The organism is Paucilactobacillus kaifaensis, from assembly GCF_005405145.1.
GTDB lineage: Bacteria > Bacillota > Bacilli > Lactobacillales > Lactobacillaceae > Paucilactobacillus > Paucilactobacillus kaifaensis.
This window is the reverse complement of record NZ_BJDM01000006.1, coordinates 26,778-48,938: the sequence shown is the minus strand read 5'-3', so window position 1 is coordinate 48,938 and position 22,161 is coordinate 26,778. Positions and strand designations below refer to the sequence as shown.

At 38.4% G+C, this 22,161-nt stretch carries 27 protein-coding genes and 2 other annotated features; of the genes, 3 read left to right on the top strand and 24 right to left on the bottom strand.

Translation table 11 applies throughout. From position 1 onward, the window contains the following. Positions 1–56: 56 nt before the first annotated feature. The 5 genes from pheT to FFM51_RS04195 form a co-directional block, all read right to left on the bottom strand. Entirely contained in the window at positions 57–2,474 is a 2,418-nt protein-coding gene (gene pheT / locus FFM51_RS04215) for a phenylalanine--tRNA ligase subunit beta (protein WP_137597388.1), read from the bottom strand. 12 nt (positions 2,475–2,486) lie between these two features. Then, positions 2,487–3,533, bottom strand: coding sequence for a phenylalanine--tRNA ligase subunit alpha (locus FFM51_RS04210; RefSeq protein WP_137597387.1), 1,047 nt, complete (start codon positions 3,531–3,533; stop codon positions 2,487–2,489). Between the two features lie 41 nt (positions 3,534–3,574). Further along, positions 3,575–3,787: a binding site (T-box leader), on the bottom strand. A gap of 45 nt (positions 3,788–3,832) precedes the next feature. Continuing rightward, the gene (locus tag FFM51_RS04205) at positions 3,833–4,171 is read right to left on the bottom strand and encodes a winged helix-turn-helix transcriptional regulator (protein ID WP_137597386.1); all 339 of its coding nucleotides are present in this window, start codon (positions 4,169–4,171) and stop codon (positions 3,833–3,835) included. A 27-nt stretch (positions 4,172–4,198) separates the two neighbouring features. Continuing rightward, entirely contained in the window at positions 4,199–4,702 is a 504-nt protein-coding gene (locus tag FFM51_RS04200) for an HD domain-containing protein (RefSeq protein WP_137597385.1), read from the bottom strand. 71 nt (positions 4,703–4,773) lie between these two features. Continuing rightward, a complete protein-coding gene (locus tag FFM51_RS04195) occupies positions 4,774–5,550 on the bottom strand; it encodes a TrmH family RNA methyltransferase (protein ID WP_137597384.1) in 777 nt (258 codons plus the stop codon). A 73-nt stretch (positions 5,551–5,623) separates the two neighbouring features. Here FFM51_RS04195 and FFM51_RS04190 point away from each other — a divergent pair, with 73 nt between their 5' ends. Together FFM51_RS04190 and yidC are read left to right on the top strand one after the other, a co-directional pair. Next, positions 5,624–5,893: an acylphosphatase gene (locus FFM51_RS04190; protein ID WP_137597383.1), complete on the top strand. Its 270-nt coding sequence runs from the start codon at positions 5,624–5,626 to the stop codon at positions 5,891–5,893. Between the two features lie 95 nt (positions 5,894–5,988). Then, on the top strand, positions 5,989–6,906 hold the full coding sequence (gene yidC / locus FFM51_RS04185; protein WP_137597382.1) for a membrane protein insertase YidC: 918 nt from the start codon (positions 5,989–5,991) through the stop codon (positions 6,904–6,906). A gap of 169 nt (positions 6,907–7,075) precedes the next feature. Here the strand turns inward: yidC and FFM51_RS04180 are convergent, their stop codons facing one another. Both FFM51_RS04180 and FFM51_RS04175 read right to left on the bottom strand, forming a co-directional pair. Then, positions 7,076–8,572 carry a HAMP domain-containing sensor histidine kinase gene (locus tag FFM51_RS04180; protein WP_137597381.1) on the bottom strand — a complete coding sequence of 499 codons (1,497 nt, stop codon included), beginning with the start codon at positions 8,570–8,572 and terminating at the stop codon, positions 7,076–7,078. Between the two features lie 31 nt (positions 8,573–8,603). Further along, positions 8,604–9,290 (bottom strand): response regulator transcription factor, encoded by a 687-nt coding sequence (locus FFM51_RS04175; RefSeq protein WP_137597380.1) that lies wholly within the window; start codon positions 9,288–9,290, stop codon positions 8,604–8,606. Positions 9,291–9,614: 324 nt separating this feature from the next. Here FFM51_RS04175 and adhP point away from each other — a divergent pair, with 324 nt between their 5' ends. After that, positions 9,615–10,631 (top strand): alcohol dehydrogenase AdhP, encoded by a 1,017-nt coding sequence (gene adhP / locus FFM51_RS04170; protein ID WP_137597379.1) that lies wholly within the window; start codon positions 9,615–9,617, stop codon positions 10,629–10,631. Between the two features lie 206 nt (positions 10,632–10,837). Here adhP and rpmF read toward each other — a convergent pair whose 3' ends face one another. The 17 genes from rpmF to coaE form a co-directional block, all read right to left on the bottom strand. Continuing rightward, positions 10,838–11,017 (bottom strand): 50S ribosomal protein L32, encoded by a 180-nt coding sequence (gene rpmF / locus FFM51_RS04165; RefSeq protein WP_137597378.1) that lies wholly within the window; start codon positions 11,015–11,017, stop codon positions 10,838–10,840. 51 nt (positions 11,018–11,068) lie between these two features. After that, the gene (locus FFM51_RS04160) at positions 11,069–11,629 is read right to left on the bottom strand and encodes a YceD family protein (protein ID WP_137597377.1); all 561 of its coding nucleotides are present in this window, start codon (positions 11,627–11,629) and stop codon (positions 11,069–11,071) included. A 125-nt stretch (positions 11,630–11,754) separates the two neighbouring features. Then, positions 11,755–12,894 (bottom strand): nucleotidyltransferase, encoded by a 1,140-nt coding sequence (locus tag FFM51_RS04155; protein WP_137597376.1) that lies wholly within the window; start codon positions 12,892–12,894, stop codon positions 11,755–11,757. Positions 12,895–12,904: 10 nt separating this feature from the next. Next, positions 12,905–13,645: a class I SAM-dependent DNA methyltransferase gene (locus tag FFM51_RS04150; RefSeq protein ID WP_137597375.1), complete on the bottom strand. Its 741-nt coding sequence runs from the start codon at positions 13,643–13,645 to the stop codon at positions 12,905–12,907. Then, positions 13,642–13,998, bottom strand: a complete 357-nt coding sequence (gene rsfS / locus FFM51_RS04145) for a ribosome silencing factor (protein ID WP_137597374.1) — start codon at positions 13,996–13,998, stop codon at positions 13,642–13,644. Before rsfS ends, FFM51_RS04150 begins: the two co-directional genes overlap by 4 nt. Further along, entirely contained in the window at positions 13,998–14,606 is a 609-nt protein-coding gene (gene yqeK / locus FFM51_RS04140) for a bis(5'-nucleosyl)-tetraphosphatase (symmetrical) YqeK (RefSeq protein WP_137597373.1), read from the bottom strand. The genes rsfS and yqeK overlap by 1 nt, the downstream gene beginning before the upstream one ends. After that, positions 14,599–15,231: a nicotinate-nucleotide adenylyltransferase gene (locus tag FFM51_RS04135; protein WP_137597372.1), complete on the bottom strand. Its 633-nt coding sequence runs from the start codon at positions 15,229–15,231 to the stop codon at positions 14,599–14,601. The genes yqeK and FFM51_RS04135 overlap by 8 nt, the downstream gene beginning before the upstream one ends. Before the next feature lie 12 nt (positions 15,232–15,243). Next, positions 15,244–15,555 carry a ribosome assembly RNA-binding protein YhbY gene (gene yhbY / locus FFM51_RS04130; RefSeq protein ID WP_137597371.1) on the bottom strand — a complete coding sequence of 104 codons (312 nt, stop codon included), beginning with the start codon at positions 15,553–15,555 and terminating at the stop codon, positions 15,244–15,246. Between the two features lie 15 nt (positions 15,556–15,570). Next, positions 15,571–16,695 (bottom strand): ribosome biogenesis GTPase YqeH, encoded by a 1,125-nt coding sequence (gene yqeH, locus FFM51_RS04125; RefSeq protein WP_137597370.1) that lies wholly within the window; start codon positions 16,693–16,695, stop codon positions 15,571–15,573. Next, positions 16,688–17,218, bottom strand: a complete 531-nt coding sequence (locus tag FFM51_RS04120; RefSeq protein ID WP_137597369.1) for a YqeG family HAD IIIA-type phosphatase — start codon at positions 17,216–17,218, stop codon at positions 16,688–16,690. The genes yqeH and FFM51_RS04120 overlap by 8 nt, the downstream gene beginning before the upstream one ends. A gap of 128 nt (positions 17,219–17,346) precedes the next feature. Continuing rightward, on the bottom strand, positions 17,347–17,700 hold the full coding sequence (gene rplT, locus FFM51_RS04115) for a 50S ribosomal protein L20 (RefSeq protein ID WP_137597368.1): 354 nt from the start codon (positions 17,698–17,700) through the stop codon (positions 17,347–17,349). A 37-nt stretch (positions 17,701–17,737) separates the two neighbouring features. Beyond that, positions 17,738–17,935 (bottom strand): 50S ribosomal protein L35, encoded by a 198-nt coding sequence (rpmI, locus tag FFM51_RS04110; protein ID WP_137597367.1) that lies wholly within the window; start codon positions 17,933–17,935, stop codon positions 17,738–17,740. Positions 17,936–17,959: 24 nt separating this feature from the next. Further along, positions 17,960–18,466 carry a translation initiation factor IF-3 gene (infC, locus tag FFM51_RS04105; protein WP_137597413.1) on the bottom strand — a complete coding sequence of 169 codons (507 nt, stop codon included), beginning with the start codon at positions 18,464–18,466 and terminating at the stop codon, positions 17,960–17,962. A 44-nt stretch (positions 18,467–18,510) separates the two neighbouring features. Further along, positions 18,511–18,638: a sequence feature (ribosomal protein L20 leader region), on the bottom strand. 112 nt (positions 18,639–18,750) lie between these two features. After that, positions 18,751–19,683 (bottom strand): primosomal protein DnaI, encoded by a 933-nt coding sequence (gene dnaI, locus FFM51_RS04100; RefSeq protein ID WP_137597412.1) that lies wholly within the window; start codon positions 19,681–19,683, stop codon positions 18,751–18,753. A 3-nt stretch (positions 19,684–19,686) separates the two neighbouring features. Beyond that, positions 19,687–21,060 (bottom strand): DnaD domain protein, encoded by a 1,374-nt coding sequence (locus FFM51_RS04095; protein WP_137597366.1) that lies wholly within the window; start codon positions 21,058–21,060, stop codon positions 19,687–19,689. 12 nt (positions 21,061–21,072) lie between these two features. Continuing rightward, positions 21,073–21,540: a transcriptional regulator NrdR gene (nrdR, locus tag FFM51_RS04090; protein WP_137597365.1), complete on the bottom strand. Its 468-nt coding sequence runs from the start codon at positions 21,538–21,540 to the stop codon at positions 21,073–21,075. Between the two features lie 19 nt (positions 21,541–21,559). Next, a complete protein-coding gene (coaE, locus tag FFM51_RS04085; RefSeq protein ID WP_137597364.1) occupies positions 21,560–22,159 on the bottom strand; it encodes a dephospho-CoA kinase in 600 nt (199 codons plus the stop codon). Positions 22,160–22,161: the final 2 nt, after the last annotated feature.

Sequence of the window (22,161 nt, the reverse complement as noted above, 5' to 3'; positions counted from 1 at the left end):
TAAAAAGCCTTATATTCACTCTCATGATTATAAGACTCTTGATTTTAACTGGATAACTAACGAACTTCTACATTAAGCTGTTTAATCAGTTGTTGTACTACTTTATCAAACGCTTGGTTCACCTTTTCTTCGACCAAAGTACCTTCTTTATCTTGATAAGTTAAAGTATAGGCAAGGGACTTCTTGTGAGCTGGTAAATGTGCTCCTTCGTAAACGTCAAATAAAGTTACATCGGTTAAATATGCGCCACCCTTGTCATTGATCACATCTAGAATATCCGCATTTGTTATATCTTCATCGACCAACAACGCAATGTCACGTGTAATAGTAGGATACTTACTAATCATTTGGTAATGACGCTCTTTTTTAGGCTGTGTCACTAATTGCTCCAAATTCAGTTCAAATACATAAGTTGATGCGATCTTATATTCTTTAGCCATTTGGGGATGAATTTGACCAACGTATCCAACAACCGACTCGCCAATTAAAATATCAGCGGTTCGTCCTGGGTGCATCTCAGGACGGCTACTATTAGCTCTGTAAGTAACTTGCATTTTGATTGCCATGTTAGTTAGATACTGTTCTACAATTCCTTTAATTAAGTAAAAATCAGCTTCTTGCCCCTCATGATGCCAAGTCTTATTAGTAAACTGGCCAGTAATTGCTCCAGCAATATGTTCTTGTTCCTCTGGCCGCACGTCCTTGTCAGTAGGGATAAAGATCCTGCCTTGTTCATACAAATTAACATTGACTTGCTTACGAGCTGCATTATATGCAACATCATTTAATAAGCCGCCAATTAAGCTCATTCTAGTTGCCACATGGTCTTGGCTCATTGGATAATCCAATTTCATGGGTTCGCCATGCCGTACAATCTCAAATTGTTGGGCCTGTTCTACCGTAGTCAAAGAATAACTTATGGCTTGGTTCAACCCCAATCCTTCTAGAACCCGTCTAGAAGCTCGCAAAAAGTGTTGACGCTCGTTTAAACCACCAATATTACTGGTTTGAGCTGGCAACGTAGATGGTAAGTTATCATAGCCATAAATACGAGCAATTTCTTCTAATAAATCGGCCTCAATACTGATATCCCAACGACGAGCAGGAACACTAACCAAGAATTCACCGTCAGTTTCAGTGTATTCAAATGCTAGTCGTTTAAAAATGCCCGCAATTTGGTCCACTGTTAATTCAGTACCTAAAACGTGATTTGTTCGTGCAACTGTTAACGGAACTTCCGTCGTCTTAATTGCCCGTTCACTTCCAGTAACAATTCCAGTTGTAACTTTTGCATCACCCAATTGAGCAATTAATTCTGCCGCTTCGTTTAGCGCTGTCTCAACAGTCTCAGGATTAATTCCTCGCTCAAAACGTGAGGAAGATTCACTGTGTAGATCATGACGACGAGCTTGCTTACGGATTAGAATTGGATCAAAAATTGCAGCTTCTAGTGCCACACTTGTTGTTTGATCCGTAATTGCCGTCTCCAGGCCACCCATCGTTCCAGCTAAAGCAACTGGATGATCGCCAGCGGTTACCACCACATCATTAGAAGTTAATTCACGCTCATCTTCATCTAATGTTACAAATGGTTCGCCCGCCTTAGCGAAACGAACACCAATGGTTTTATCGGGTAATTTAGCATAATCAAAACTATGCAATGGTTGTCCATACTTAAGTAAAATATAGTTTGTCACATCAACAACGTTGCTAATCGGTCTAATCCCTGCGTTCCACAAGCGTATTTGGAGCCATAACGGACTATCTTTAATCGTCACATCTGTAATCACGCGCATTTTATACGTTGGTGCCAAATTTTGATCTGCAATATTAACTTTAATTAGTTGTTCGGCTTGTTGCTCACTATTTTCCTTAACTGGTAACATCTTAAAATGCGGTGTCAGCCCATAAAAAGCAGCAATATCATTCACATTGCCTAACATACTAAACATATCACCACGGTTAGGGGTCACATCAGTGTCAATGATTGTATCATCCATCCCTAAATATGGAAAAACAGACTCACCTGGTTTAGCATCCTCCGGTAAAAACCAAATTCCCTCGTCGTATGCTTTAGGTGCAGTTTGTTCACTAAATCCAATTTCCTGCAGTGCACAAATCATCCCTTCAGATAATTCGCCACGCATTTTACTCCGCTTGATTTTAATGTTGTTACCAATCCGAGCACCCGGTAATGCAACAATTACATTTTTATTGGCCTGAATATTTGGTGCACCACAAACAATCTGAACCAACTTACCCTCACCAATATTAACCTGACAAAGTGTTAAGTGATCAGAATCTGGGTGTGGTTTAACACTATCAACGAACCCAACTACTAACTTAGTCAACCCATCACTAGGAGAATAAACATCATTGATGTCAACTGACGTTCGTGCAATTCTCTCTGCTAAGTCAGCAGGCTTCTCAGGTAGATCAAGATATTCTTGTAACCATTGATACGAAACTTTCATAATTTATTCATCCTATCCTTTCTGATTAAATTGAGTCAGGAAGCGAATATCATTTTGATAAAAATCACGAATATCTTCCACTCCATACCGCAGCATTGCAAATCGATCGGGTCCTAGCCCAAACGCAAAACCACCATAAACGTCAGGATCGACTCCCGCCATTTTTAAAACATTGGGATGCGTCATGCCTGCTCCTAATACCTCAATCCAACCAGTATGTTTACAAATTGCACACCCACGGCCATGGCAGTTAAAGCAAGTAATATCAGCCTCTACTGATGGTTCAGTAAAAGGAAAATAGCTTGGTCGTAAACGGACATCCAGTTCATCACCAAATAGTTCTTGTGCAACAACTTCCAAGGTTCCCTTTAAGTCAGCCATTGTTACATGCTTACCAATTACCATGCCTTCAACCTGATGAAATTGATGACTATGGGTTGCATCGTCAGTATCCCGCCGATAAACTTTTCCAGGCGAAACCATTTTCAAAGGTCCCTTACTAAAATCATGCGTTTCCAACATTCTTGCTTGCATTGGCGATGTCTGCGTCCGCATTAAAGTTTCAGGAGTAATATAAAATGTATCCTGCATATCACGTGCCGGGTGATCTTTGGGTAGATTCAACATTTCGAAATTATAACGATCCTCTTCAACTTCGTCGCCAGTGGCTACTTCATACCCCATGCCAATAAACAAGTCCACTAGTTGATCAATGATCTGCTGAATCACATGCGGTTGGCCTTGTGCCATTGCAGTGCCCGGCAAAGTAACATCAATTTTTTCATGCTCTAATTGCGCATTAATTTTGGCCTGTTCAAGTTCATTGCGTCGTTGTTCAATTGCACTAGTCAATTCATCTCGAACTTTATTTGCAAACTGTCCAATTTTAGGGCGTTCCTCTGCACTTAGTTCACGCATTCCACGGAGTACTTGAGTAATCGGTCCTTTTTTACCTAGCATCTTAACCCGAATATCATTGATTTTTTCTAGATCTGAACTAGCCTTAACTTCTGAAAGTCCTTGCTGAAGTAACTGATCCAGTTTATCTTTAAGTCCCATCTGTTCTCCTCTTTTCTGCAAATAAAAAAACTCCGTCCCATAAAAGGGACGAAGTATCGCGGTACCACCCTAGTTTGTGTCAAAAACAACTAACACACACTTAAGTCAATTCATAACGGTAATCAACCGGAGTACTGTTTAAGTATCAACTATGGAAGTGAAATTCAAGGTTAGTGCCCACTACCGCTTTCAGTCAACGACGATAGTTTCCTTTTGAACGCTAAGCCTTTACTAGTTTCCATCAACGTTTTTAACATTATTAATTGTAATTAATAACTTAACCATGGTCAAGGGTTATTTTAAGCAAACCACTTGTCACCCCATGAATGAACTGCATCCATAACAGGTCTGAGTTCTAATCCCTTGTCTGTCAAAGAATATTCTACTCTACCAGAATCGTTGTAAGTGTTTCTAGCTACAATGCCATCTTGTTCTAATTCTTTTAAGCGTTCAACCAACACTCGATCACTACATTTAGGAACATTAACCACTAAGTCTTTAAATCGTAACGAACCTTCATTTAACAAGACCTCAATAATTAATCCATTCCATTTTTTACCCAAAATTGAAAAAGTCTGTTCAAACTTTGGACAAAGAGTAAAATCGTCCATTGGTTTATTTATTGCCATTTGATCCATTCTTCGCCCTCCCATTTAGAGCCATCTTTAAATTGATACACGTACTTTAATTTTGTGATATAACCCATCGGCTTTTTTTCGTAGCGGTGCAAAAAATTCATGCTCCGCTTCATAATCATCAACCAATGACACCAACAAACTCTCCCGATATTTAGGAAGTGCCAGTGTTGCACCAAACATATGCTTCAAGATAATGTCTTTTTCCATCGCATTTAATTCAGTAATCTTTTCTGCATTACGCAAAGCCACTCGTGGATGAATAAAGGCATGCGATCCTAAATTGAATTTAGTCGTGCGCCAATCATAGTAAAACAAATCATGCAACAACCCGGCCCGAGCAACACTCTTGTAATCTAACTTCATTTTTTTTGCCAGTTCATAACTGTCAAAAGAAACAGCAATGGAGTGTTGTAGTCGATCTGAGTGATGATGTTGAGTATAATTAGCTAACTTTTGGACTGCTGGTTGTTCTAACAAATCCTCCACCAAACTGAGGTACTCTTGATCTTGTTGCCAAGCATTTGCTTTCATAGATTGCCCCTTTTCCTTATTCTTTGAACATCATACACGCATTTTTTCAAAATGCAAAACATTTTGCCTAATTAGTGGTTATTTTGTTTTAACTGAAACATTAAAATTCCGGCGCTAACTGCAACATTCAAAGATTCAGCCTGACCATCCATGGGAATATAAAGGTTTTTTGTCGTCTGAGCTAATAAGTCTGATTGCATCCCATGACCTTCATTTCCCATAATTAATGCAAAATTGTTAATAGGCGTTAGTTCACGGAAATTTTGTGCATCCTGATTTAATTCCGTTCCATAAATTGGCATTCCATTTTGTTTAAACTTTTCCAGCCAGCTAAACAAATTACCCTGACGAAGTTGCAAATGGAACTGACTGCCCTGCATCGAGCGAACCACCTTGGGTGCGTATATATCTGCCGTCTTATGACCGGCTACCACACCCACAAACCCAGCCGCATCAGCTGTCCTGATCATGGTACCAATGTTACCTGGATCCTGAATCTGATCAAGCAATAGCCATGCTCCAGCCAAATCAGCGGGAATTTCTGATTCATCAGTTGGCTTAGCAACCACTGCCGCAATTCCTTGTGGCGTGACTGAATCAGTAATATCTGCCATAATTTCTTTAGTGACCTCATAAGTTTCGAGCTCATGTGTTAAAATATCTGGGTGTAGTTCAAACTGCTCTTGGGTCCCAATTAATGATAAAATTGCTGTTTGGCTGTTTAAAGCTTCATTAATAAGATGCCACCCATCTAATAAATAGGTTCCTGTTTTTGTTCGTTGTTTTCTAGTTTGTAATTTTTTCCAATCTTTAACACGTTGATTATGTACTGATGTAATTTTTTCCACTTTTTTCACTCCAATTAATGGCTTATTATACCATGGAATTACTATTGTTGATAGGTATTCGGAGGTTAAGTAAATGAAAGCAATCAATCTTACAATTACCGGAGTTGTGCAAGGCGTTGGCTTTCGCTTTTCGACATTACAACTAGCTCGAAAATTTAATGTAACTGGTTTTGTCGCCAACCGTTTAGATGGCAGTGTTTATATTGAAGCACAGGGTAATTCAGAAGACATAGAAAAATTCAGTGCTGCGATCAAACAAAATCCATCACCGTTTGCTAAAATTAAACGTGTTGTTATTAAAAATCAATTAACACAAGATTTTTCTAGTTTTACCATTAAATAACGGATCCACATGTGAATGTTGGTAGCAATTCAATGATGATTAAGGTATAGTACTAAATGTTTGTTAGATTAAAATTAAAGGAATTGATTAACTAAATGAAGAATAAAAAGTTTTCTCTTATTATAGTAATGACCACCCTACTATTATTTCTTAGTGGTTGTGTCAGAACCAAAAACGGTAAACCCTACGGTATGATATATGATTATTTAGCTAAGCCAACTCAGCACATGATGGAATGGCTAGCCAGCATTTTTAATGGTAGTTATGGCTGGGCAATCATCGCCATTGTTTTTATCGTTCGAATGATTCTACTTCCAATCATGATTAGCCAAATGCGCAAATCAACTATTCAGCAAGAAAAAATGGGCATGGTTGGTCCTCAAATGCGTGATATTCAAAAACGCCAAAAAGAAGCAAAGACACCAGAAGAACGGGCTGCAATTAGTCAAGAAATGATGGCATTATATCGTGAAAATGGTATTAGTATGACTGGTGGAATTGGCTGCTTACCACTATTAATTCAACTACCGGTATTTGCAGCACTCTATGCAGCAATTCGGTACTCACCTGATTTATCCAGCGCTGCTTTTATGGGTATTAAACTAGGTGATCCTAGTATCTTACTCGCTATTCTTTCATTTGTTGCCTATCTAGCACAAGGTTGGTTATCCCTAATTGGGATGCCTGAAAGTCAGAAAAAACAGATGCGGGTAGCTATGCTAATGAGCCCTATCATGATTTTATTTGTTACCATGTCTTCTTCTGCAGGACTTGGCCTATACTTCTTTATTGGTGGACTATTTGCCATCATCCAAACCTTAATTATTAATCTCTATCGTCCTAGAATTCGACGTGATATTGAGGCCGAAATGAAAAAGAATCCACCTAAGGTAGTTACTCCAATTCAACCGGAAAAAACAATACAATCAAAACCAACTGCCAATCAAATTTCCCAAGCACAAAATAAACCAAGTACAAGAAATCGAAACGCGGGAAAACAGCACCGAAAATAAATGTAAGTAACTATGGTTAGCATTTTAAATATAATTGAATAAAGAAGGTACGACTCCGATGAGTCGTACCTTCTTTATTCAATTATATTTAGAAAAAATACCAAGTAAAATTACATAAATACTCTCAGGATATTCCAAACACAATATGAGAAATATATTAATAACATTATTAATCAGCTAAGCTTTTAATATCTTCCTTAACCACCGGCAAGGTAATTTTAAATAGTGAACCATATCCAACTGAACTTTCCAGTGTAATACTACCGTGATAACCTTCCACTAGTCGTTTGGCAATAGAAAGTCCCAAACCATTCCCGCCTTTTTTTCTACTCCGTGCTTTGTCTACGCGGTAGAAACGATTAAATACCTTACCCATATCTACTTGAGAGATTCCCTCGCCAAAATCTTGAATGCCAACTTCAACTTGGTTAAGAGTCCGTGACAGTGACAGATGAATTTCTTTTCGTTTAACTGAATACTTAACCGCATTGTCACAGAGAATAATTAAAACCTGTTCAAAGTGGTCACGATAAATTGGCACAATCACCGTTTCCTTTAAATCATCATCAAGTACAAAAGTAAAGTCTGGATGAATCATTTGAAAATTATTAAACACTTGATGGACTACCTTACCCACATCTGTTTTTTCATCTCGGAAATTAATTTCAACTTGCTCAGCACGGCTTAAATCAAGCATTTCTTGCACCAAATCTTGCATTCGCTTAGTTTCCTTCAATGAAGCATCTAATGATTCACTTAAAATCTTAGGATCATCTTTACCCCAACGATTCAGCATTTCCATATGGCCTTGAATAATCGCAACTGGCGTTCTTAGCTCATGCGAAACGTCCTCAACAAACTGTGATTGTTGTTCAATGTAACGCTGAGTTCGATCTAGCATCTCATTAAACATTGCACCAAGATCGGATAGCTCATCATGACGGTGTAGTTTTGGTACACGACGATTATCAGTGGGGTCAGCACTAATTGCAGTTAACGTATCATGAATATCGTCAATAGGCCGTAGCAAAAAGTACGATAAAATATAACCTAACATTCCGCTAGCAATTACAACTAGTATTAACACCAGGCCGGAAATCAACAACAACCGATTAAATGAATGGTAGTACTTGGTTAATTTATTTTCAACTTGTAAATAGCCAATTTTACTATCTGTTTTAGTTGAAATAATTGGCATTTTACCCAGTAGTATTTTATGAGATCCGCCCTTCACTAGCTTAACCGATTTTTTGGTACTAGCCGTAAAATTAATAGATTGCTTACCAGTACTAAATAACAACTTACCATCTAAGTCATATACTCTGACAATCATGTCTGAGGCACTAAGCCCCTTAGTAATGCTGGAATTATAGATTTTACTGGGAGTTTTATCCGCTCCGTGTATCAAATCATCTGGCTGAATTGCTGCATCAAGTTGTTTTTTTGTTAAGACTGTACTGCGATCATTTAACCGCTGATCAACTGCCACTAATGATTGATTCACATTTTGTCGTTCTTGCGCCAATAAATCTTGTGTAAATGTCTGAAACAAAACAAAAGTTAAACCAGCAAAAATTAGCAACGCGCCTAATGCCGTTCCTAATGCCCATTTAACTTTTAATGAAAACCGATATTCAGTTTTTTTACTATCGTTTTGTGTTTTCACTCGTGAGCCATCCCCAAATACCGATTTTTAATTAAGAGCGAATGACGTAACCAGTTCCACGTACAGTTTGGATATAACTTTTCTCACCAGCTCGGTCAATTTTATTACGTAAATAACGGATATATACATCAACCACGTTCGTTTCAACTTGTGACTCATATCCCCAAACACGATTAAGTAAAACGTCACGTGCCATAACGACATTTACGTTTTCCATTAAAATCAGCAACAATTCGTACTCTCGTTTAGTCAAATTAATGACCTCATTGCCTCGACGAACGATTCTATTTTCTTTTTCAATCGTCAAATCTTTATAACTAACTGTCGTTTGGTGAACTCCACCTTCTGATCCAACAATATTGATTCGTCGTAAGAGTGCCCGGACACGAGCCAACAGTTCTTCAATCGCAAACGGTTTAACAATGTAGTCATCCGCCCCATGATCTAAGCCAGAAACTCGGTCAATAACAGAATCTCTGGCAGTCATCATAATAATCGGAGTACTCTTTTCTTCCCGAACTCGGCGAGCAACTTCAATACCGTTTAATTCAGGTAACATTAAATCCAGCAAAATAACATCAAAGTTCTGACTTAATGCAGTCTCTAATCCTTCACGTCCATCTAACGCAACGACAGTATCATAGCCTTCATGCTTTAACTCTAGCTCCACAAACCGCGCTAGATTTTCTTCATCTTCAATAATTAAAATACGACTCATGAATTCATCTCACTCCTAATATATTTAAATAAATTTCATTAAATAATTCTAAATCGGTTTTCACAAACACCTTTATTTTATCATAATTTTTTAATCAAACCTAGTCAGTATCAATTTTTCTATTTTTTAGCCCTTACGCATGAAAATTACGCAAAACATGTGAATTATCATTCTTAATTTTTTTGATTAATACCCTTGTATATTAACTTATTTTTAAACTTATTTTTAAGATTTGTGCTATTTTTCACTTGAAAAACATTATCACTTTTGTTATGATTTTCAAGTATTGTTAATAGAAAAAAACTAGAAAGAGGTTATTTATTTATGAAAGCTGCTATTGTCCGTGATCCCGTTGATGGCTATGTTGATATTGTTGAAAAAACTTTGCGACCTGTAGAATACGGTGAAGCATTAGTTGATGTAGAATATTGTGGTCTTTGTCACACTGACTTACATGTGACTTCTGGCGATTTTGGAAAATTCCCTGGTAGAGTAATTGGTCACGAAGGAGTTGGTCGTGTTAGCAAGTTAGGCGCTGGTGTTACTAATTTAAAAATTGGTGACCGCGTTTCAATCGCTTGGTTCTTTGGTGGTTGTGGTCACTGTGAATATTGCTTAACTGGCCGTGAAACACTTTGCCGCAATGTTAGAAATGCTGGCTTTACTGTTGACGGTGCTATGGCACAACAAGTAATCGTTGACGCAAACTACGCTGTTAAAGTTCCTGAAGGCCTTGATCCAGTTGAAGCTAGTTCAATTACTTGTGCCGGTGTAACAATGTACAAAGCACTTAAAGTTGGTCAAACAAAACCAGGTGATTGGGTATCCGTCGTCGGAGCTGGTGGACTTGGCAACTTAGCCATTCAATACGCTAAGAACGTCTTTGGTGCTCACGTGGTGGTTGTCGATGGTAATGATGATAAATTAGCTGCCGCTGAAAAATTAGGTGCAGATGTTTTAATTAATCGTCATGAAGGAAATGTTGCGGAACAAATTCAAGCCAAGGTTGGCGGAGTAAACAATGCTCAAGTTACTTCTGTTAGTGCAGATGCCTTCAACCAAGCTGTTGATTCACTCCGTCCGGATGGTCGACTAGTCGCCGTTGCCTTGCCTCAAGGTAATATGGAACTAAACATTGCTAAAACTGTCTTGGATGGTATTCAAGTTGCCGGTTCCCTTGTTGGTACTCGACAAGACTTAGCTGAAGCATTCCAATTTGGTGCTGAAGGTAAAGTCCACCCGATTGTACACACACGTAAGTTAAGTGAAGTTAATGATATTATCGATGAAATGAAGGCCGGTAAAATCGTCGGACGTGAAGTAGTTGATATGTCCCTATAATCTTTAATTATTGTACTAAGAAATAGTTATAAACATTAAAATGATCATGATCTGATACAAAAACCAGATCATGATCATTTTTGATTTTTATCACAAATTTCAGCAAATATGAACAGCCTGCCCATCATAACGTATTTGGATTAATCTGCACAAAAAAAGAAGCCTTCAGGTCCGGCGCCGTGAATGCTTCTTTTTTATACTTTTTTTTACTTGTTTTCGTTAACTACTTGCTTGCCATCATAGTATCCACAATTAGGGCATACCATATGTGACTTACGTAGTTCTCCACAATTTGGACATGGTGCCAAACCAGGAACTGAAAGTTTAATGTGCCCACGGCGCATTGCCTTCTTAGTCTTTGATGTTTTTCGTGCTGGAACAGCCATTAATGCCACCTCCTATCAAAAAAATTATCCACTAAAATTTAAGCTTGCCTGCTAATTATTGTTATCATCATCCTGATCAGGAAATAATTCTTTTAATTTAGTCAGACGTGGATCAACTGAGTCATGTTTTGCCTCGTTAGCAACATAATCATCTTCAGAAACTACTTCCCAACCACTTCCAGTCGGTAATGGAGCTCCCTGCTGCTCTTCTTTAGACAAAACGCGCATTGGAATTTCTAAGACAATATTTTCAGCTACTGCCTCATCCAGATCAATTTCTTGGTCTTCATCCAACACAATCACCGTTTCATCATCTTCATAACGCTCAATGTGGCTTGCATCCGCTAAATAGTACTCCGTGAATGTAAATTGAGTTGAAAACTTCACCGGTGTCAATGAGCGGCTTGATGGAACAGTTAGCTGAGTATCAACTGTTGCTGTAACCATCACATCCCCTTTTTGGTAAGATAAATACCCAGTTACCTTAACCGGGTCAACTGCCAAAATTAAATCAGGAAAGCGCTCAGTTAGTGATGCGTTCAGGTCGAGCGTACTATTCAACGAAAGTGGCTCATCTTGGTACTTTTGTAACTCATTCAATGACCATTTCATGGTACTACCTCCTAATGCAACGAGCTTAATTATACTAGGACATAAATTGATTGTCAACGTTATATCCTTGACAGCATTTAGATCTATCTTTTCCAGCGAAAGTTAAATTGTATTTTATTACTAGATTAAATCATAATTGGCTTTCTGCGCAAATCTTGTTCTCCAGCCACCAGTTGTTCAAATAATTTGCCCGCTCGATAATCTAATTGTAATCGTGTATTTTTAAAATCCGCATCTACCTTTGTTACTATCGGTATTTTAACAGTTTTCTTGATCTGATGTAAATATTCCTGACCACGATTATTGAAGCCCAATACCCTTAAATATGGTGTTTTAACTTGTTCAGCCATTTCTGTATCAGTTACCTGTAACAATGTGTATAAGCACACACGCTGCAGTCTTGAATAAGTATATCGTTTACTCTTAGCTAGCTGCATGAACTGATCAAAATCTGTGGCTTGTTCGGCCGCTCGTTTAAGTCGGTACTCCAATCCCTCCGCCATTTGATAAACTTGTGCTAAATAATTCAACGGTGCTTGGACTAGTTGATACCGCAACAATGGGTATAAATCGTCCCAGCTAGATACATGATCCAGTTGCCTCAAATCTATCCTAGTTTGCTCGGGCACCAAAGCTTCAAACTGACTATTTCCAACACTAACCGACTTTCTGATCGCGCTTGCACTACTAATGTTTCCTTCAGTAGTTAAACTTTGATCATGATAAGCACTTCCAACTCGTCTTATTGGCCACATATTGATGGATGTATCTAACTCTAATTTTGCTTTAGTGTAGCCGTAGGCTAAAATATCATTGGGCTCCGTCAATGAAACCCCGGTGACATTTTTCAACTGTTCATTAAACAAAGTTGCATATGTAGCGTTAAATTGTGAAAAATCAGCTGGCTTAAACTTACTCTCAGCTTTTACAAGTGCTTCAAAATCCCAATCAGGATGCTCTGCCCCAAACACAAAATCATTAACACGGAGGTTACTGAGTAATTTCACTGCCCCTTTTGCAAATAAATGCGCAGGTTGAACCGCAAAATAAACTGGTAACTCAATTACCAGATCAACTCCAACCATCAACGCTTCCCTTGCCCGGGTCCACTTATCGACAATTGCTGGTTCAGCGCGTTGGGTAAAATTACCACTCATCACCGCCACAACAACATCGTCATTGGTAAGTTGTTTTGCCATTTTCAAATGGTATTCATGGCCATTGTGCAACGGGTTATATTCAGTTACAAGCCCCACTGCTTTCATTTCATCACACTCACTTTTGACAAACAAAAAACCAGCGAGTTGTTTGTTTGTCAATATCTTGCTTACCAAAATCTGCACTAACACTGACTTTGCTGAACCCAGCCTGGGTTAACGCAGTCTTATATTGATCTAGCTCGTACGTCTTTTCAAAATGAGTCTCAGCCACTCGTTCATATCTGTCGGATCCAGCTAGCTGGTTGAAAAAGGTTAACTCATGAATCACACCATGCTTTTGTTGTTCATCTTCAAAACTATGCCATAAAAAAGCCCGCTGATGCTTTTCATCTTCATAATTATACATGTATCCAGGATAGACCTCATCTGTCTGATATGGTGTAATAACGTCAAAGATAAACTTTCCCTCAACGGACAGATGGGCATTGACTTCTTTAAACGTTCTTTCAAGCTGTTCAATATTATCCAAATAGCATAGTGAATCTGCAAAACAAAGAATTGCATCATACTGACCCAACTCACTTAAATCAAGCATGTTTGTTTCAAATAACGGAATTTCAACGTTTGCTTCACGAGCATGTTGTTCTGCTAAACTGAGCATCGCCGTTGATAGATCTGCCACTGCAACCGAATAATTTTGTTTTGCTAATAGTGTCGCCAATCTACCAGCACCACCAGCTAAATCTAAAACTTCACTATCAGCATCTACTTGACTGACAACAAATTGTTGCCACTCGCTATAAATATCTTCATCAAATAATTCGTCATACAATTGAGCAAAATTAGTGTAGATCATGCTTCAATCCACGCGTCAATGTTTACTAGTGGCGCTTGAGACCATAACTTTTCTAGATTATAAAATTGTCGTTGTTCTTTTTGGAAAACATGAACAATTACATCACCCAAATCAACAAGAACCCACTCACCAGCCTGTTTACCTTCAACTCGTTTAACATCAATTCCTGCAATATGTGCTTGTTCCATTACTGCCTCTGCAATTGCTTGGACTTGTCGCTTTGAATTTGCATCCATAATCACAAAATAATCAGCCATCAGACTAACTTCTTGGACATCCAGTGCAACAATATCCTCAGCTCGCTTGTCATCAGCCGCCTTAACTGCTGTCATTAAAATCTCTTTACTATCCATTAATTGCCTCCATTAGTTGCAACCCATGCATTATAAGTTGCAATTGTTTTAGGGTATACCGCTTTATCATGTTCAATCAAATACTGCAATGTTTGTTTCGTTTGGTAAGCTACTCCAGCACTCAAACTTGCTTGGGTAATTTGACGGGCTTCAACCACACCAGGAAAATCGCGACCTGGTTCAATATAATCTGCCATATAAATAACTTGCTCCAACTTGCTCATTACCTGGGCTCCCGTGGTATGGTGTCGAATAGCATTTAAAATATCTTCATCCCACACATGCAGCTCTTGTTTGACCAACTCAGCACCAACCACTCCATGCCAAATTGCATTACCATAATTTAGTAAATCAGGATCCATCTTATTTTCTTGAATCACTTTAATAAAATCCTGATTGGGGCGTTGCTTAGCATAATCATGGGTTAAGCCCGCAATACTAGCCTTTTCCAGACTGACATCATTTTGCAACGCCAACTGCAGAGCTGTTTGTTCAACTCGTAAGACATGCTCAAATCTGGTTTTAGTCAGTGTATGCTGCAAAACGTCAACTAATTCTGCTCGACTACTAGGAAGAAAATGTTGTTGATATATTAACTCTTTACTCAAGATATAACCGATGCTCCTTTATAAAAGTTGCTACCTTATCAGGAACCAGATAGCGGATCGATTGACCACATTGAACCCTATTTCTGATATCAGTCGAACTAATATCAATCAACGGTGCATCAACCCAAATTACTGGGTACTTACTTTTAGGTTGGTAACCTGGTCTTCTTACACCAACAAAGGTGATCATTTTCGCTAGTTCATCAATGCGATGCCATTTAGGCAGATACTCAACCATATCGCCGCCAATGATAAAATAATAGTCATTTTCAGGATGAGCCTGTTTGAGCTCTGCTATCGTATCAAAAGTATAGCTAATTCCACCACGCTTAACTTCAGCTAGTTCAATTCCAAATAATGGATTACCCTCAATTGCTAATTGAATCATATCAATTCTTAATTGCGGTTCGATTGTACTTTTTTGGTCAACATGTGGTGGAATAACATCAGGTAAGAACAAAACTTCATCTAGACCAAGAGCATTACCAACCTGATCGGCAACAATTAAATGGCTGGTATGAATTGGATTAAAGGTGCCACCATATAGGCCAATTCTTCGCTTATGCCCTTGAGTTTCAGTCTGTGTCACCGTCTGTGTATTTGTGCTAGTAGTAGTCTTTTGCAAAAAATCACTTCCTCAAATTGCGCTTACTGTTTCTGACAGGCGCCGCATTGATTCGTCGTGAGAAACCATAAATAGAACTAATACATGGCCAATCACTTGAACTACTTGAATATTAGTATTGTCTTCGATAAACTGTTGAACTTGTTTTGTAGTTACATCTGCATTTTGCAGAATATTAACTTTGATTAATTCACGCTTATCTAACGCGCCACTCAACTGGTTCAACCAATTTTCTGTTAGGCCTTCTTTACCAACTGAAAACATAGGACGCAATGAATGCGCCTGGGCACGTAAGAAACGTTTTTGTTTTCCTCTTAATTCCATTAATTTCCTCGTTTTCTAAATCATTGCTCGGCGGACAACTACTGAAACTCCCTTAGGCGCAAAAGCAGCAACGGTTGACCCTGCAGGCACCGTTACCCATCCTAAACCTTCGATCACAACATCACTTTTATCATCAATATGAAATTCATGTCGTTCAAGTTCCGGGAACGAATCCTTTTCATCAACAGAAGGTGGCGTTAGCAGCCCCCCTAAATGTTTTTCATAAAAGGCATCCGCATTACTTAACTTGGTTCGATGTAAATTAAGGTTGTTTTCAAAATAAGCAACCACTCCCTTTTTAGGACCATATTCATAATCAAAGCGGGCTACCCCACCTAAAAAAATGGTCTGTTGTTCATCTAATTGAAAGGTTCGTGGCTTGATTTCTTTTTGTGGAGCAACAATTTTTAATGCCTTTGCTGATAAAACGTGAGCCATTTGATCAGGGTGGATAATCCCTGGTGTGTCAATAAGCTCATGGCCGTCATCTAGCGGTATTTGGATTTTATCTAGCGTTGTTCCCGGAAAGCGAGAAGTAGTGATCAGTTCCTTAACACCAGTAGTTTGCTTAATAATTTGATTGATTAGCGTTGATTTACCAACATTAGTCACACCAACGACGTAAACGTCCCTATTTTGTCGTCTTTTTTCAATCAATTCAAGTAAACTTTCAATCTGATGATTTTTCTTAGCAGAAACAAGCGCTACAGCCTCAGGATGAATTCCATTCAGATTAGCCTGTTGTCGCATCCAATCCGTTAATTTGGTTCGACGCAAAGATTGTGGTAGCAAATCTTCCTTATTTCCTACCAGTAATACAGGATTATCGCCAACAAATCGGTGCAACCCAGGAATGATACTACCATTGAAATCGAAAATATCAACCACATAAACAATTAATGCGTTGGCATCCCTAATTTGGTTTAATAACCGTAAAAAATCGTCGTCAGTTAAAGAAACTGGTGCGATTTCATTATAATGACGCAGTCTAAAACAACGCTGACAGTATAATTCGTCATTTTCCAACCCTTTTTTGATTGCTGATTGGGGAGTATACCCGATTGCTTGTGGATCATCACTTTGGATGGTTGCACCACAGCCAATACAAATTAACGTTTCATTCTTTGCAACTTCAGTCATTCAATTCCTCCTGCCACTGCAACATTGGGTATTGCACCAGTAATTGCTTCATCACATACCGTTCAAAAAAACGATTGATGCGCGTATTCCACGCATCAGTTTCAATCAAAGGTTTAACTAAAATGCTGTAGACACCCGCCTGATTAGCAGCAACCATGTCAGTTAATAACTGGTCACCAACCATTACAACTTCATGCGGTTTTAAACCCAACTTACGAGTTGCTCGTTTGATTCCAAAACCTAATGGCTTTAATGCCCGCGAAATAAATGGCAAGGCTAACGGTTCTACAGCTCGTTTTACTCGTTCATAATTATTGTTAGAAATCACAATTAATGGAATATCAGCCTCTTCTAACGACTGCATCCATTGTTTAAGTTCGGGGGTTCCATCAGGATTATTCCATGCAATCAAGGTATTATCCAAGTCAGTAAACACAGCTCGAATTCCTTGTTGTTTTAACTGTTGCGGTGCAATTGAATAGACCGAATTGATCATCCATGTTGGTTTAAATTCCCTCAGCATCTTTTTCCCCCATTAACCAAATATACCGTACTTTCACTACCTAGTAGTTTAGCATATCATTTTAATTTTTTATTCAAAAAAATAAAGATTAGAACAAAAAGTATTTGCTCCAATCTTCAACTTAATTACTATTTGCTTGCTTTTTTAGCTGCGTCAACTAATGCTGTAAAACCAGCAGCATCACTGACAGCCAATTCAGCTAACATCTTACGATTCATGTTAATGTTAGCCAACTTCAAACCATGCATTAACTTGCTGTAGCTAATATCATTCAACCGTGCAGCTGCATTGATTCGAGTAATCCAAAGTTGACGATAGTTACGCTTGTTTGTTTTACGATCTCTAAAAGCATAAACATATGACTTCATTACCTGGTCTTTAGCTGTTTTAAATAAACGGTGCTTTGACCCACGATAACCCTTTGCTAATTTTAAAACCTTTTTGCGCCGTGCGCGTGTAACTGTTCCACCTTTAACTCGCATTGTGGTACCCTCCTACGTTTCTCTTAAAATGTTTTAATTACTTAGTTAATAGTAACTTCTTGTAACGCTTAACGTTTGTTTTATCCATCATGCTTAATCCACGTAATTGGCGACGTTGTTTCTTAGTCTTACCATGGAAACGGTGACTTGTATAAGCATTAGCACTCTTAAATCCACCATTTGCAGTTCGCTTAAAACGCTTTGCAGCAGCGCGGTTTGTTTTCATCTTTGGCATAACAATTATCCTACTTTCTCATCATTATTTTGCATTATCGGCAGTTGGAGCAAGTACTAAAAACATACTCCGACCTTCCATTTTGGGATACTGCTCTACTGCAGCAATATCCTTTGTTTCAGAAGCCATCTGATTTAGCACATTTCTCCCAATATCCTTGTGAGTAATTGCGCGGCCTTTGAAACGAATTGATACACGAACTTTATCACCCTTACTCAAGAACTTACGTGCATTCTTCAGTTTAGTATTAAAATCATTTGTATCAATTGTTGGGCTCAAACGAACTTCTTTTACTGAAATAACTTTTTGTTTCTTCCGAGCTTCTCGCTGCTTTTTTTGCAACTCAAACCGGTACTTACCGTAATCCATAATTCTGGCAACCGGTGGTTTAGCTTTCGGAGCAACTAACACAAGGTCTAATTCAGCATCGTCGGCCATTTGCAACGCTTCTTGCTTGGACTTAACACCTAATTGATTACCATCGGCATCAATTAACCTTAATTCACGAGCACGAATTCCGTCATTGACCATCATATCTTGAGCTATGGCAACACACCTCCAAATTTATTGGCGAAAGATATAGCAAAAAGCGAGGTGCACACGCACCCCGCTACTAGTAATTCTATCAAGAACTACTCATTAATCTCGTAAGCCCAGCAATCCAAATCACTAAGGCGAGAAGCGGGTGCTTCTGCTTAATCTTTCAACCTGTATAATATATCAAAGTAATTGATTCTTGTCAAATAAAAGTGTGAGCTAAGAAACACACGCCTGAAAAGCTGTTCATCCAAACCGTATAAATCCAAATCACGTTTTTAAGCCTTTGGCCGACGATTTTCTCCAGTCATGGTGACTTCACGAGCCAAGAATCTAACTCGCTCCATGATTCGTTTGGCTTTCAATGGTTCAACATCTCCTCGCTGATTAACCGCCAAGTGTTCATTTTCAAAATCAACCATTGAAAAATTGGAGCTGAAAAAAGTTGGTAATTCAGCTTGCATTCGATACTCTAAAATCACTCCCAATACATCATCACGAATCCAAGCTGACATTGCATCTGCTCCAATATCGTCTAGCATTAGGATTGGTGATTTTTTAATCGATTCGATTTTGCTGCCAGCATTATTGTCACCAATAGCATTTTTCATTTCCACTGCAAAGCTTGGAAAATGAATTAATGTTGAAGCAACATTGTATTTGGCCAACTCATTGGCAATCGCGCCTAATAAGTATGATTTACCCACGCCAAAACTTCCATATAGATAAAGTCCAGGATGAAATTTATCTGGTTGCTGATGATAGTCAGCCACAAATTGGTTAGCCAGCATTAATGCCTGATTACGAGAAGCATTATCCATATCGAAGTGATCAAAGGAGGCTTCATTGATAAGCTTGGGCATGCTAATAGAACGAACACGATGTTTAAGGGCAGTTTGCGCTTGTTTTGCTAGTAATTCTTGTGTTGGTAAATACGAGATATCAATCAGATTATTGTTCAAAACTAACGTTGGTTGATAACCTGGTGCAAACGTCTTTTCGTTACGAGCAATCTTTGATTTCTCGTTAACAAATTCGTAAAGCTTGGCCTCACCACGTTGAATACTAGTATCAGTAAGCTCATTTCGATGAGTTTCTAAAAATGACTGGACGTCTTGATCAGCATAGACTTGCTCAATCAACTTTTGATACTCCGGTGTAAAATTACGGTTTTGCATTAATTTTTTTATTGATTCGCTAACGCTTTCCACCAATTATCCCTCCCTTGATTGTTGCTTTCTTTGCTTTTCAATTTGAGCCTTCAACTGCGCAACCTGCGCTGGTGTGGCTTTTTGTTCCGTATTTTGATAGTCTTCTTTGGCCCAATCCGGTAATTTTTCTTTAACCTGACGACGGTTGGTATAACTACCACCAGCAGCACGTTTGTTATTTGGCTTTTTTCGTCCATGATTCTTAATTTGATTCAATGCTTCAACTGGTGTTTTGATTTTAGATTGCGACCAGCTATTTGCAACAGTATCGATCAGATTCTTAGTTAATGTTGCTTGGCCCCGTTCCTGCAACACATAATAAATCAGCATATTGACAACCCCGGGCGCAAATAACTTTCGACCAATCAAATCTCTTAAGATATACTCTTCACCGCTAGTGACAAACCCATTTTTTTGAACCATAAGTGTTTGCAGAAACTCAATTGGTGAATATGACTGGCAGGCTTTAATTAATTCCTGTTCATTATTTGATAATTGTTTTAATTCGTCTGCTTGAATCGACTCATTTGATAACTGTTGATTATTATTGTTAGTCGTAACTTGCTGGTAACTAGCGGAAATAATTCGCTTTAACTGTTTTGCATCTAATTGATTATTAGTTAAACTAGTTGCTTGCATGATTAATCGAGCCATTTGGGGCTCATCAATACCATAAATTAAATGCTCATTTTCAATTAATTGTCGGTCAGAAAGTAATTTATCAGTATCAATTGGTTGACTACTCAACAACTGCAGTAACAACTTAAAATCAAAATCAGACTGTGGCAAAATATCATGCTCATTTGCCTGGCTGACCACAAACTTTTGCCGACTTTCACGGATTGTATCAGGCAACTTAGTAACATCATTTTGATTAATATGATATGAATCAAAAAAACTCTTAGTAACCGCCTCTAATTTATTAGTGTCGTATTGATAAGCAATACTATCAGATACTAAGCTATCATAGCTGTGCTCACCAATTGCTTCAAGTAATAGAACACTCAGTAGATCATCGTCAATAAATTGCTGTGGAGTCAACGTTGGTTGTAGCTCATAGACTACTACATCCCCCAGCTGATCACTTGTCTCAAACGAACGAACTAGACCCAACGCCTCCAGTCTAACCCGTGCCTGATATAGTTGTTTAATATCAATATTTAACCGCGTTAACAGATGTGTATGCGCAATCCGATTAGAAATGACCGGATTTTTAGTAACGTTGGCCTTTAATGCATAAAACAGCCCCAACGCTTGTGGGCCTAAAATTGGTTGATAAAAATCAATCAAAACTTCATCAGAAAAATTACTGAATCGGCTCGATAGGCTAACTAAAAAACCAGTTTGTGGTGTTAGTGCATTATTATAATCAACCAATTTTACCCCTCCTTATTTTGGTTCATGACCATGTTGCATAACATCTTGCAATTCAGCCATAAAGTCATCCATATCTTTAAACTGACGATAAACACTCGCAAAGCGAATATAAGAAATTTCATCTAAATCTTTCAGTGCGTTCATCACAAACTCACCAATTACCTTGCTAGTCACTTCGTTTTCACCCAGTCCACGAACTTGATTTTCGATTTCATCAACTGTCTGAATGATTTTTTCCATACTTACGGGCCGTTTTTCGGCCGAGCGAATAATACCATCTAATATTTTTTGCCGGCTAAACGCTTCACGAGTGCCATCCTTTTTAATAACTAACAACGTTGTTTCTTCAACTCGCTCGAATGTTGTAAACCGAAAACCACAGTTTTCACACTCGCGACGACGTCTAATTGAACGACCGTCCTCGGAAGGACGACTGTCAATAACCCGAGAGTTATTATGTTGACAATGTGGACAATGCATTTAGTTCACTTCCTCTTAATTAAATCAAATGGTTAGCTTCAAGCCAGTTTAACACTTGCTTTTCTGTTTCTTTAATACTATGCGAATTATCAATCACGACATCTGCTCGCTTTTGTTTCTCTGTTAGTGGCCACTGAGCATCAATTCTTTTTTCAGCACTTGTTTGACTAAGCTGATCACGCTCCATTAAACGCTGTAATTGAATTGATGGTGTGGTTACAACTACCATGACTAAATCTACCATATTTTCATAGTGCTGTTCAAACAACAATGGTGCATCAAGAACCACTAACAAATGACCAGTTTGCTTGTAGCCTGCAAACTGTTTTTCAATCTCTCGCGCAATTAGTGGTTGCATAATCTTATTCAGTTTTTTTAACTGGTCGTGCTTCGAAAATACTAATTCGCCTAATTTCTTTCGGTTCAAACTGTTATCAGCATTTAAAAATTGAACACCAAATCCTTGAACAATTTGATCTAACCCTGACGAGCCTGGCTCAACTACCTGACGTGCAATCATGTCTGCATCAATAATCGGAATTTGCTTGTCTCGCAAAAAATTACTGACTGTTGACTTTCCCGTTGCAATACCACCTGTTAGTCCCAAAATTGTGGTCATTT